The sequence below is a fragment of the Fibrobacter sp. UWB7 genome (assembly GCF_900142945.1).
GTDB lineage: Bacteria > Fibrobacterota > Fibrobacteria > Fibrobacterales > Fibrobacteraceae > Fibrobacter.
In genome coordinates, this window is sequence record NZ_FRCO01000003.1 from 248,956 (window position 1) to 262,268 (window position 13,313).

The 13,313-nt window shown below is 48.0% G+C and carries 10 protein-coding genes; 9 read left to right on the forward strand and 1 reads right to left on the reverse strand.

Annotated features, from left to right (window positions below; translation table 11 throughout):
* The first annotated feature begins 2 nt into the window (after positions 1 to 2).
* Both BUC30_RS10825 and BUC30_RS10830 read left to right on the forward strand, forming a co-directional pair.
* The gene (locus BUC30_RS10825; RefSeq protein ID WP_073424870.1) at positions 3 to 1,409 is read left to right on the forward strand and encodes a 5-methylcytosine restriction system specificity protein McrC; all 1,407 of its coding nucleotides are present in this window, start codon (positions 3 to 5) and stop codon (positions 1,407 to 1,409) included.
* Between the two features lie 236 nt (positions 1,410 to 1,645).
* On the forward strand, positions 1,646 to 2,452 hold the full coding sequence (locus BUC30_RS10830) for a hypothetical protein (RefSeq protein ID WP_244536594.1): 807 nt from the start codon (positions 1,646 to 1,648) through the stop codon (positions 2,450 to 2,452).
* Between the two features lie 11 nt (positions 2,453 to 2,463).
* Here BUC30_RS10830 and BUC30_RS10835 read toward each other — a convergent pair whose 3' ends face one another.
* Positions 2,464 to 2,832, reverse strand: a complete 369-nt coding sequence (locus tag BUC30_RS10835; protein WP_073424872.1) for a hypothetical protein — start codon at positions 2,830 to 2,832, stop codon at positions 2,464 to 2,466.
* A gap of 138 nt (positions 2,833 to 2,970) precedes the next feature.
* Between BUC30_RS10835 and BUC30_RS16125 the strand changes: the two genes are divergently transcribed.
* The 7 genes from BUC30_RS16125 to BUC30_RS10860 all read left to right on the forward strand — a co-directional run bounded on the left by BUC30_RS16125 (position 2,971) and on the right by BUC30_RS10860 (position 13,292).
* Positions 2,971 to 3,141: a hypothetical protein gene (locus BUC30_RS16125; RefSeq protein WP_170861535.1), complete on the forward strand. Its 171-nt coding sequence runs from the start codon at positions 2,971 to 2,973 to the stop codon at positions 3,139 to 3,141.
* A 68-nt stretch (positions 3,142 to 3,209) separates the two neighbouring features.
* Positions 3,210 to 3,755 (forward strand): hypothetical protein, encoded by a 546-nt coding sequence (locus BUC30_RS10840; protein ID WP_073424873.1) that lies wholly within the window; start codon positions 3,210 to 3,212, stop codon positions 3,753 to 3,755.
* A gap of 23 nt (positions 3,756 to 3,778) precedes the next feature.
* Entirely contained in the window at positions 3,779 to 3,949 is a 171-nt protein-coding gene (locus BUC30_RS16130) for a hypothetical protein (protein ID WP_170861536.1), read from the forward strand.
* Between the two features lie 27 nt (positions 3,950 to 3,976).
* Positions 3,977 to 4,426, forward strand: coding sequence for a hypothetical protein (locus tag BUC30_RS10845; RefSeq protein ID WP_073424874.1), 450 nt, complete (start codon positions 3,977 to 3,979; stop codon positions 4,424 to 4,426).
* A 107-nt stretch (positions 4,427 to 4,533) separates the two neighbouring features.
* Entirely contained in the window at positions 4,534 to 8,031 is a 3,498-nt protein-coding gene (locus BUC30_RS10850; protein ID WP_073424875.1) for a beta-galactosidase, LacZ type, read from the forward strand.
* Positions 8,032 to 8,366: 335 nt separating this feature from the next.
* Positions 8,367 to 11,369, forward strand: coding sequence for a glycosyl hydrolase family 95 catalytic domain-containing protein (locus tag BUC30_RS10855; protein WP_073424876.1), 3,003 nt, complete (start codon positions 8,367 to 8,369; stop codon positions 11,367 to 11,369).
* A 261-nt stretch (positions 11,370 to 11,630) separates the two neighbouring features.
* Entirely contained in the window at positions 11,631 to 13,292 is a 1,662-nt protein-coding gene (locus BUC30_RS10860) for a carbohydrate-binding protein (RefSeq protein WP_073424877.1), read from the forward strand.
* Positions 13,293 to 13,313: the final 21 nt, after the last annotated feature.

Consider the following 13,313-nt stretch of genomic DNA (forward strand, 5'->3'; position numbering starts at 1 on the left):
GTATGGAAATAATAGATGCGTCCGTTAATCAAAATTTCCATTTTGAAAAGCCAGAAAGCGTTTCTTCAACTAAATTAAAAAATCTTGCGGAAAAATCAGCACTTTCTTTGGGTCGAATAACGGCAGAACGAGATGTTGCTGTTGTATCATTTCGGCAGGATTTTCTATTGAATAGTAATGTTGAATCCGAAGACGATAGGCTTGTTCTTGCTATAGAAAAAAGAAGAAAAAATGATGTAGATGAGTTCTATGTTAAGACTGGCTTGTATGCTGGTCGTATTTCCTATGGCGATGTTTTGTTTAATATAAAACCGGATTGCAGTAATGCTCTGTATGAACAGATGCTCAATTACGCAAATCATATTTATATTGATAAAACTGAAGATAATGGCGAAAGAAAAGATCACAGTGATTTTCCGCTGATAGAATATCTCTTTTTAAGCTCTTTGCAGCGTGCTTCTGTCATGGGGCTTCCTCAAGAATATTCTAAGCAACGGTATCATGATATAAAAGTTCACGGTGGCTTAGATATCCAGAACTATATCAAAAAAGATTTTCCGTTTATGGGACGAATCTCGTCACAAAAAAATGAGCGGCATTATGTTCAGTGTGTTGTAGATGTTCTTTTTACTGCTTTAAAAGCATGCAGAGGCGAAATAGAGAAGAATTTTAAGAGATTAAACTTAATAAAGAATGAGTTAAATGCATCTTACTCAGGAAAATTTCCTTCGCAACAAACTATTCTGAAAGCTCAAACGCACCGAGTGTTAAACAATCCAATGTTTGCAGATTTTAAGCAAACGTTGAAATTTGCAGAAATTGTAATAAGGCATAATGCCATCCTGCCGGATGCGAAGGACAGTGCAATTGCTTCGGGGTATTTATTAGATGTGGCTTCGCTTTGGGAAGTTTATTTGGAACATCTGTTGCAAACAAGATTAGATGGTTGGAGTGTTTCTGCTCAAGAAAAAATAAACTTGTATCAGGATTGTTTCTTTAAACGTGAAAATCGTCCCGATTTTGTTTTGCGGAAAGATGATGGAAGTTGTATTGCTGTACTAGATGCCAAATTCAAGAGAATGGATGGAGTTTATAAAAAATATAGCGATGTTGATAGAGAAGACCTTTTTCAAATACATTCCTATGCAGGCTATTATAGAGAACGGGGCGTGAAAGACATCCGCTGCGGTTTGATATACCCGCTTTCTCAAAAGGTGTTGGAAAAAAATCAAGCGAGTCTTTATGGCTTAACTGAAGAATATCGTGTGCATGATGGTAGTAAAGCAAAGTTTATGGTTGATGGAATTTATAAAGGGGTGGATGATTGTTCTGTGTTGGACTCCAAATATTCTGTTGCGGATGCCGAAGATGCGTTTATTGAGCGATTGAAGTTTTTTTTGAATAGTTGATGCAAAATGTATCATCAAATCGCTCTGTTTTGAACATGAAAAAGAAATTATCGCCTTGAACGTATCTCTAACGAAATAGTCTCTGTGACCCCAAATAGCTCCGCGGAGGCTTTTTTGTATACCCATAAATTTTATATATATTACCCCAAGAAGAAAGTGTGGTTTACCTAATGCCAAAGCCAAAATTCGTGAACAAAATCAAATTCCAACAAGAGCCAGACACGTCAGAGACGGTTATGCCGTCAGACGATATGCTTATGTATTTTGAAAAGCACATTATAGCTCCTGCTGAAGAAGAGTGCGGTTACGGCATCTACAGCAAGGCCCTCGAAATCCCTATTTTTTTTGTCAGTGAAAAGGCCATCAACCAAAAGGGCCTGGCGATTGATTGTGGCGTTTCCGATGATTTACGTAAACTCCATGATATCGTGGATGAAGATCGGTTTTGGAAACTAGAAACGGCTCTAGTAGATAGGGCTGATCCCATTGGTCTCTACCTCCCTAATGGCGTGCTCCAGGCCCAAGGACCAGAAATTTGGGTCTCATACGAAAAAATTCGCAACCAGCATCAGAAATGGCAGGATTCAAAATACACTACGGCTCTGACCTTGGTTCACGAGCTGGGGCATGCTATTATGGATGCTCCAACGTCGGGCCTTTATTGTCTGAAAACATGGGTTGAGGAGCCTTTGGCTAACATGATTGCCCTCTATTACCTAGATTCTGTCGGCCCGTCAACGACCAATGGATTTGACCGGATGGAATATGTCACGGATTTCGTAAAAACACAGTCGGCGAATTATGCGCTGGGTTTGAATCTGTTCCGTTCCAATCGGGTATTTGATTGGAAGGCATGGAAAAATGCCAAGTGGCTTTTGTGCTTCAAAATTGACGCCCTCTTGGACTGGGTGGAATACATCAAGGGGAACTTGGGCAATGTTGATGATCTGCGTCTTGAGGCTTTGTTCCGCGAGATTGTCCGCCAGCCGATAGAGTTTAACCAGACTCTTTTGCAGCAGGCGGAAAAACTTTATGAGCAATAAAAAGTAACCTTTTATTCCACAACCTTGATCGTGACGACCTCAAAAACGAGAGGCGGTGTGTCCGGTGCCATAATCTCTTCTTCACCGGTTGCGAGCTTTGAGGCGTCCGCGTAATCGAGAAAGTATTTTCCTGCGTCGCAAGAATATTGCTCGTATTCGGGCAAGATCTTGATATTGACGCTGTAGAATTTATCGATTCCAGAGATGTCGAAGCCGAAATCCTTTTCTTCGATGGAGCCCAACTCGGGGGAGTCGTCCAGAATCTTTTGCAGGGGTTCCCTGCGGGGTGATGCGTAAACGATGTATCTGCCGCCGGGCGGGTATTTTCCCATGATTGCGTATGCCACGCAATCATTCTGTTTCACGTTCAATTTGTCCATGCATTTAATATAGATTTATCTCGAAATCTGCGGTAGGGTCGACCGCCTTGCAAAGTAATATAAATCCACGAATGCGTCTTTATTTGTCGTATGCTGAATCTATATTATAGCCATTCAAATGCGACAAAGGAGGCTTTTATGGCAAATTATGTTCCGACAATGTCCAAAAAGGATTTACTCGAACTAAGAGAAATCCTAAAGCGGACAATTAAAGAAGCCGAAGAAAAAGGTGAAGGAACGTTAATTGGGTTAGTAGGTACATATGCTGAATTAGAAGATGTTGAAGAACGATTGAAGGAACTTGTATAATTCAGTCTCCATTTGTCGCATACGGTATCTATATTATAACCGTTCAAAAGCAATAAAGGAGGTTCATTATGTCAAACGATGAAATTTTCGTCTTTTCTGAAGAGGTTAGTGTCTCGTGTTCCGAATGCGGAAAGGAATCTACAATGAGTCCGAATTTTGCAGAGGTCGCAGGGGACTTACGCCTGAATTTCGTCAAGGTTTGCTCTACGATCCCTTCCGATGACACATGCCCACATTGCGGAAACGAAATGGAAGTCGATGTCACGTACTGGCGGCGTGAATTTTACTGCAAAAATAAGGACGGCAAGGAAGTTTGTCGGTATTTCATCCTTTGGCTGGACGATAACTCTGCAGGGTGTTCCGTCGAGGGGTTGGAATCTGTGTATGAGTGCTATGCTTTGGACCATCCCGAAGACCTTACGCTTGATAGCTCTAGTGCTCAGGAACTAATCGACCTTCTCTACAAAAAGACTCGTGACGAATCGTTGCTTCCTATCGAGGAATCGTTGAAGAACGGAAGTGATGTGGAATCCTTAATCCCCGAACTGAAACGAATCATCGATTCTCACGACGATGTGCTGAAAGACGCTTATCTTGCACATTTCCCGGACTAACTTCAAAAATTGAGGTGGTAGCTATGGCAAATTATGTTCCAACGATGCCCAAAGAAGATTTGCTTAAACTTAGGGAAACCCTAAAGAAAACCATTCAAGAAGATTTAGAAAAATACGGCGAAGTTACAATTGGTGCTGTAAGCACTTGTGCCGAACTTGAAGAAGTTGAAGAACGATTGAAAGAACTTGTTTAATTGAGCAAGTCAAACAGGAGGTCCTTCATGTTTTCAGTCTATAATTATATTACGATGGACGATGAACAGATTGAAAAGTTCATCAAGCTCTATGGCGAAGGCGATGGGAATTTTTCGCTTGCGAGGGTTCTCCCCGAATACGCCGAAAATGATGCCCGTGAGAATGAGAACGGCGAGGGCCTCGAATTGCGTACTATATTAAGTGGAAAGGTCTCTTTTGATACGGAAGATTTGCCACCGATCCCTGTTTACGAAAAAATGGCGAAAGACGGGCTCATTTTCAAAATTGACTGGCAGTCCGAAGACATGATAGAGTGGGGAATTGGCCACGGTGAAGTCCGCGATGGCGCATTTTACCATTGCATTGATTTCGAAGAAACCGCAAATTACGTAAGAGAATGGACCGGCGAAGAATGGGACCCGGGCAAGAGTGCTTTTGCGGAAGAATATTCCAAATTGCAACATAAAAGGCTCTAAAAACACCCCTCCCTTTGACAATATATCCACGAAATTAGCAAAATCACTTGTAAAATACCCCTGTTTTGGGGGTATTTTTGAATTAGGAATATGATAAGGGAGGACTTATGAACTTTGGTTCTAGTTTGTCTTTGGTTTTGTCTGCTGGACTATTGTCCGCAGTATCTTTGTTTGCCCAGCCCAACGATGAATGGAATGGCAAGCCAAGAATTTTTGGTGTGAACAGGTTGAATCCGCACGTGACTTCGATGCCATATACGACAGTCGAAGAAGCTGTGAAGGGCGACCGTCACGCTTCGGAATGGTACCAGACGCTTTCGGGCGAATGGAGATTTTACCATGTCGATAAGCCTAGCCAGCGTAACAATGATTTCTACAAGGATAATTACGATGTGTCCAAGTGGGATAAAATCAAGGTCCCGAGTTCTTGGCAGCTTTTAGGCTATGACCATCCGATTTACACGAACGTTATTTATCCGTGGTCCCAGAACAACCGCGTTTCTGCACCGTATGCTCCGACGGATTTTAACCCGGTCGGTCATTATCGCCGTACGTTCACGGTCCCCGAAACTTGGGACGGCAAGCGCATCCGTTTGCACTTTGAAGGTGTTGAATCCGCTTACTATGTATGGGTGAACGGCAATTATGTCGGCTACAGTGAAGATACTTTCACGGGTCATGAATTCGATATCAATAAGTACCTCCGCAAGGGCGAAAATAACATCTCCGTGCAGGTGTTCCGCTGGTGCGACGGTTCTTGGCTCGAAGACCAGGACTTTATCCGTCTTTCTGGTATTATGCGCGATGTGTATATCTACGCTGTGCCGCAGGTCCATATTCAGGACTTCCAGATTGATGCTACTCTTACGAACAACTACAAGGATGGTCTCTTAAAGACGACCGCTTGGATTTACAATTCTACGGGCAAGCAGTCTGGCGATTACACCGTGGAACTTTCTTTGTACGATGCTTCCGGTGCCGAAGTGATTAAGCCGACTTCCCAGAAGGTTTCCGGCATTGGTCCGAATGGTGCCGAAAAGAGTGTCCACTTCGAAATCCCGTATTCTTCTCCGAAGCGCTGGTCTGCTGAAACGCCGGACCTCTATACCGCAGTGCTCACGTTCAAGGATGCTGACGGCAAGATTATCCAGGTTGAAAGTAACAAGATTGGCTTCCGCAAGATTGAAATCAAGAAAGACAATGGTGCTCCGCGTTTGTACGTAAACGGCATGCCTGTGAAGTTCCATGGTGTGGACCGTCACGAACTTGATCCGGATAACGGCCGTGCTGTGACTTACGACCGCATGGAAAAAGACGTGATTCTCATGAAGCGTTTCAATATCAATGCGCTCCGTATGTCTCACTATCCGAACAATCCGGTGATGTACGATCTCTGCGACAAGTACGGTATTTACGTGATTGACGAAGCGAACGTCGAAAGCCACGGTGCCAACAACGATCTTCCGAAGAATAGCGATGATTGGCGCGCTCCGGCTGTGGACCGCATGAATTCCATGGTGCAGCGTGATAAAAACCATCCGTCCATTATTCTTTGGTCTCTCGGTAACGAAGCCGGTAACGGTAACGTGTTCGCCTCGGAACGTCAGCGTGCTCATGAAATCGACTCTACGCGCTTTGTGCATTACGAAGGCGACTGGAACAATGCCGATGTGAACAGCTGGATGTACTTTGGTCCAGATGCTGTCCAGAATTATCGCGATGCCAACAAGCCGATTATGTTGTGCGAATACGAACACGCAATGGGTAACTCTGTGGGTGATTTGCAGGAATACATGGACGCCTTCTACGGTAACCCGCGCTCTTTCGGTGGCTTCATTTGGGACTTCATTGACCAGGGCCTGCGCCACAAGGGAACTCCGTACTTCGAATTTGGCGGTATGTGGGGCGACTGGCAGAACGACGACAACTTCTGCGCTAACGGTCTCGTGTTCCCCGATCGTAAAATCCAGCCGGAAATGTGGGAAGTCAAGTACCAGTACAGTCAAGTTCGCGTCCATAACGTAGACGCCGCAAAGGGCAAGATTGAAATTGAAAGCCGCTACCTCTACAAGAATCTTGGCGACTTCCTCGATGCCTTCTGGCAGATTAAGGAAAACGGCAAGGTCATTAAGGAAGGTAAGATTGACGGTTCCCAGATGAATATCGGTCCGAACCAGAAGAAAACCGTAACGATTGACATGCCAAAGATTGAAACGACAGTCGGTGCCGAGTACTTCTTGGATATCGATTTCCGCCTCAAAAAAGATGAACTCTGGGCTAAGGCGGGCTACAGCATCGGTCATGAACAGTTCGGCATTGATTTAGGCCAGCTCTGGTCTACTGAAATTGATGTGAGCTCCATGGAGGCCCACAAGGTCACTAAGAACAATGGTCTCACGATTGAAGGCTCTGATTTCAAGATTAAGTTTGACGAAAAGTCCGGTACGCTTGCAAGCTACGTTCTTGATGGCGATACGATTATCAAGAACGGCGGCCGTCCGAACTTCTGGCGCGCCCCGATTGATAACGACAAGGGCTTCAACATGGAACGCGGCCATGGCGAATGGCGCAAGGCAAGCAACAACCGCTCTGTCACTTCCGAAGTCAAGGAAGTTTCCGCTCGCGAAACGCAGGTGACGTTCAATTTCGGATTCCCGGATGTGGGCAGCACCCGCATGAAGCTTACATACACGGTTTACGGCAGTGGCGATATCGTTGTGGAATACACGCTCAATCCAGATGGGTCCAAGAGCTATTTGCCGAACGTGGGTACGCTCTTCACTGTTCCTGGTGGTTACGAAAAGGTCCGTTACTTTGGCCGTGGTCCGGACGAAAACTACATCGGACGTAACCGCGGTAGCTTCATGGGACTTTATTCGACGTATGCAGACTCTATGACCGTCATGTACATGGAAATTGGCGAAACGGGCCAGCGCACCGATGTCAAGTGGGCTACGCTTACAAACGAAAAGACGGGCAAGGGCCTTATGATTGTGGGTAACCCGCGCATGGAATTCAGCGCCCAGCACTACACTCCGGAACAGCTCACTAATGTAAAGCTCCCGTGGGAACTCAAGCGCGACAAGGATATCACGCTCCGTGTGGACTTGCACCAAATGGGTGTCGGTGGCATCAACTCTTGGGGCGCAGAACCGCTCAACGCTTACCGCCTGAATGCCAATCGCGAATACTCTCACAAGTTCCGCATAGCTCCGATTCGTAAGCAGTTGAACGATCCGACAGAATACTCGCTGCTTGGTTTCACGAACTTTGGCTGGAACAAGGAAATTCCGCCTGCAAAATACGGCCGTGACGAGATCAACAAGATTTACGAAAATCAGCCGGATAAGGACATTACGGAAGGTGCAAATCCTGATACGGAAGGGCTTATTCCTGTAGCGCTCCCGGGCGAGATTCGTGACCTCTCTGTCGCAGAAAAGAACTACAATGTCTTTGATGCTCAGGGCAAGAAGGTCGGTGCATTTACGACTCGCGGTGTCGAAGACCTCCATGCGATTACGTCTGGGCTCGTCAAGAATTCTGGCGTGTATATCGTGAAGTCCAAGAACGGTGGCCAAGCTTTCCGCATCACCGTTAAGAAGTAAGAAATAATCGATTGAAGAACTGTCATCGCGAGGCTTCCAACAGCGCCCCGCGATGACTTTTTTCATTATGTCACCCCGCACTTGTTGCGGGGCCACCTTCTTGAGACTTTTTTGATGTCACCCCGGATTTATTCCGGGGGCACCATTTAAGAAGATCCAGTGAAATTTTTTATAGAAAATGCATTGATAAAAAATCAATGAGAAGAATTCTCCGCCTATATGAAATCCCCTCTCTGAGGGGTATTTTTTATAAGGGAAAATTGTCATCCTGGAGAGTTCGTAGAACTCGATAGGATCTATGAAAACGGTGTTGTTTTGGGTTAATGGAGAACACTATGTTTAGAACAAAGAAATCTTTAGCAAGCCGAATCCTTGGCTCTGCGGCATTAGTTTGTGCCGTAGCCTTTTCGAATGTCGCCGCAACGACAGACAATCCGCTTACGCTTTGGTACAATAGCGATGCCGGTTCCGAATTCACGAATGCGCTCCCGATAGGTAACGGCTACATGGGTGGCCTCATCTACGGTGGTGTCGAAAAGGATTACATCGGCCTCAACGAAAGTACAGTTTGGTCAGGTGGCCCTGGCGATAACAACAAGCAGGGGGCGGCAAGCCATTTGAAAGATGCCCGTGATGCCTTGTGGCGTGGCGACTATCGCACGGCAGAATCCATCGTGAGCCAGTACATGATTGGACCGGGGCCTGCAAGTTTCCAGCCGGTGGGCGATCTTGTGATTTCTACTTCGCACAAGGGTTCTTCCAATTACCGCCGTGAACTTGACCTCAAGACTGCAATCGCAAAGACTACCTACACGGTGGGCGGCGTCAAGCATACCCGTGAATATTTCGCAAGCTATCCCGATCACGTGATTGTCGTGCATCTCTCTGCCGATAAGGATGGCTCCGTGAGCTTTGGCGCTACGATGACAACTCCGCATCGCAATAACCGCATGACCTCTAGCGGCAACACGCTCATTTACGATGTTACCGTCAACTCCATCAAGTTTCAGAATCGCTTGACTGTTGTTACCGATGGCGGCAAGGTCAGCGTCGTAAACGGCAACATCAATGTCGAAGGTGCAAACAGCGCAACGCTTATCCTCACGACTGCGACGAACTTCAAGTCTTATAACGATGTGAGTGGCGATCCGGGTGCTATCGCATCCGAAATCATGTCGAAGGTTGCAAAGAAGTCCTATGAAGATTTGCTTGCAGCACATCTCAAGGATTACCAGACGATTTTCAACCGCGTCAAGCTGGACCTCGGTACGGCGGATAAGAGCGCAGGCGATATCACCTCTACCCGCGTCAAGAATTTCAATTCCACGAACGACCCGTCTCTCGTAGAACTTCATTACCAGTATGGCCGTTACTTGCTCATCGCAAGCTCCCGTAAGGGTGGCCAGCCGGCCAACTTGCAGGGCATCTGGAACAAGGACACGAACCCGATTTGGGGCAGTAAGTACACCACGAACATCAACCTCGAAATGAACTACTGGCCGGCAGAATCTGGTAACCTTGATGAATGCGTTTGGCCGCTCATTGACAAAATCAAGTCCATGGTGCCGCAGGGCGAAAAGACTGCTAAAGTGCATTGGGGCGTTGACGAAGGTTGGGTAGAACACCACAATACCGACCTCTGGAACCGTTCTGCTCCGATTGACGGTGCGTGGGGACTTTGGCCGAGTGGCGCTGGCTGGCTCAGCACGCACCTTTGGGAACACTTCCTCTACAATCCGACCGACAAGGAATACCTCAAGGATGTTTACCCGACGATGAAGGGTGCCGCACTCTTCTTCGTGAACAGCCTCGTCGAAGAACCGACTACGGGCAACAAGTATTTAGTCACCGCTCCGAGCGATTCTCCGGAAAATGACCACAGTGGATACAACGTTTGCTTTGGCCCGACGATGGACAACCAGATTATCCGCGACGTTTTGAACTACACGATTGAAGCTTCCAAGATTCTCGGCGTTGACGAAGATGTCCGTGCCAAGATGGAAGCAACCGTCAAGCGCCTCCCACCGACAAAGACGGGTAAGTACGGACAAATTACGGAATGGCTCCAAGATTGGGATGATCCGAACAACAAGAACCGTCACATTTCTCACTTGTACGGCCTTTTCCCGAGTGCTCAGATTACTCCGGAAGAAACTCCGGACTTGATCAAGGGTGCAGGCGTTACGCTCCAACAGCGCGGCGATGATGCTACCGGTTGGTCTCTCGCTTGGAAAATCAACTTCTGGGCACGTATGCACGATGGCGACCATGCTTACAGAATGATTCGCATGCTTCTCACGCCGAGCAAGACTTACAATAACTTGTTCGATGCGCATCCGCCGTTCCAGATTGATGGTAACTTCGGTGCAGTCTCTGGCGTGAACGAAATGCTCATGCAGAGCCACAACAACAGAATTAATCTTCTTCCGGCACTCCCGTCGCAGTGGGCGAACGGCTCCGTGAAGGGCATCCGCGCCCGTGGCGGTTTCGAAATTGATTCCATGGCATGGAAGGGCGGCAAGCTGACCTATGTTGCAATAAAATCTCTCGTTGGTAGCACGCTTAATGTAACATCGGGTTCTAACAAATTCTCGACCTCGACCGTTCCCGGCAAGGTCTATGAATTCGACGGCAATCTCAAGGTGACGAACGCTCCGTTCGAACCGCTTGAAATTACGGACAAGATTCAGGCTGAAAACTATGTGGCTATGGACGGCGTGCAAATTGAAGAAGATTCTCTTGGCTCTCCGAACATTGGCTGGATTAACGATGGCGATTGGACTCAGTATTACATCAATGTTCCGGCTGCTGGTAGTTACATTTTGACGGGTCGCGTTGCAACAGGTTCCGAAAAAGAAAGCGTCATCACGGTCACGGATTCTACGGGCAAGATTCTCGGAACGCTCTCTGTGGACCCCGCAAAGTCTAAGGGCTGGAACGATTGGTATGAAGCAACTACGAAGATTACGCTCCCGGCGGGCAAGCAAAAGCTCACGTTCACGTACACTGGCGAAGACACTTACCTTGGCAACGTAGACTGGTACAATCTTGAAGCCGACCCGACATCTGTTGCAATGCCGGTCATGCGTAATGCTTCGCTCTCCGTAAGTCGCGTGCCGTACTCTCACGCATCCATTGCGCTGATGGTTACAGCTCCGGCCTCCAGTGACTTTGTTGTCCATCTTGTTGGTGTGAACGGCAAGTTCATTGGCTCGCAGCGCGGCCACGGCGAAGGCCTCGCTGAGTTTGGCAAGAATGCACCTCTCGCTCCTGGCATGTACTTTGCCATCGTCAAGAGCGGCTCCATGCAAAAGACCATGAAACTCACTGTCCATTAAGCTTGTCACCCCGCACTTGTTGCGGGGTCGCCTTACACACTTTCCTCCTCACTCACAAAGCCTGGGGCTTTCGCAGTCCCGGGCTTTTTCGTGTTATGTCTCCCCGGATTTATTTCGGGGTCGCCATACACACTCGCAATTACAGATTCTTCCTATTGATAAATTGACAAAACAATTTGCATTCACGCATACGACATTCCACATCCAATAGCATACATTTATGGGTGGGGATAGTAGGTTAATAAAAAAAGGGAGGATCTCATGAAAAAGAGAGTTCTTGGTTTAGCTTTTCTTCTTTGCGCAAACTCATTCGCTGTTACAAGCCAGTTCCGCGGCGTCAACTGGGCGGATAAGCGCGACAACTTCGTCTCGGACGTTCTCGTGCTTTCGGGCTTAAGCCTTTCCGACAATCATGAATCGGCTTATGCCATTGCCGACCGTATTGTCGGGCAGTTCCAGGAAGTGCTTGGTACAAACAGCGTGCGCATGCCGGTGAACGAACCGACCATTCTTAAAGCTTTTGACATGTATTCGGGTGCTTTGGATGCTGCTCTTGAACATGGTCGAGTGGCTATGGGCTACTGGGGCCCCGCGCAGCCTGCGGGCCCCAAAAACATGGACGATTGGTGGAAAATGTGGGCGAAACTCGTCGAAACATACGGCGACCATCCGAACGCCTACTTTGAAATTTTCAACGAACCGCACATGTATAACAAGACGGACCTTCGCAATCTCTATGCGGACTGGCTCAAGAAATTCCCGAACGTCCCGCGCGACCACATTTTGCTCGATGGCTCCGGCCTCGCATGGAACGTTCCGGATATTGCCGACGACCCACGTTTCGAAGGCTGCCTTTTTGCCGTTCATGAATACACGTTCTGGAACATGAGCATCACCACTGAACAGGGTTGGAAAAACAGCTTCAAGGGCAAGGTGGGCAAGTACATTGACCGCACCGTTTGCACGGAATGGGGCGGCGCCATGAGTCCTGGCGACAAGGCTGGCGTGCATTACGACTATCAGGATTACAACAAGGCTCCCACCAACTACTTCACGGCTTACATCCGCGGCATGTCCGATCAGCTCCGCGAATGGGAAATGGGCAGTTTCTACTGGCCGGGCCTCCGCGATGGCGACTGGTACAGTATGACCAAGCGCAGCGGGGAAGGCGTAAACACCAAACTTCAGATAGTGAACCAGTCTGGCGTGGACCGCATGCAGATGGCCTGGGCCGATACTGTTGAAACAACGCCTCCTCAACAGGACCCGTTTGGCGGCCTTGATGCAGACGGAAAAGCCATCGCTGGTAAGCCTGCAACGCTCCCCGGAAAAATTCAGGCCGAAAATTACGACCTCGGTGGTAGCCGCGTCTCGTTCTACGACAAATCGACCGACAACGAAGGCAAGGCCTACCGCAAGGACGCCGTGGACATTGTCGCTCTTGATTCTGCGGACGCCTCCAAGGGCCATGCCATTGGCTACACGCAAGCCGGCGAATGGATGGAATACACGGTGAACGTCGAAAAGACCGCAACGTATAGCGTTGCCGTGCAGATGGCGACCGCTTCCGAGAAGGCTGGCGTGCAGCTCTTTGTCGATGACAAGGCGGTTTCCGATAGCATCATCGCTACGCAAGGCGAAGACTGGACCACCTATAGCGCCGTCCAGGCCAAGGTGGGCGAGCTTGCTGCGGGCGAACACGTGCTTAAAATGCTCGTCGTCGGGAACTACGTAAACATCGACTGGCTCGAATTCTGCGAAGGCGAAAAATGCGAAGAAACCGTCGGAATCCGCGCAAATCGCGCTTCCTCCGTGCGCACTCTCGAAAATGCTTCCGCCCCCCGTCTCCGCATCCAAAACAACAAGCTTTTCGTCGAGAAAAATGGCAAACGCTTCGACCTCACCGGCCACCGCATCAGGTAAGCATTGTCATGCCCGCCGAAG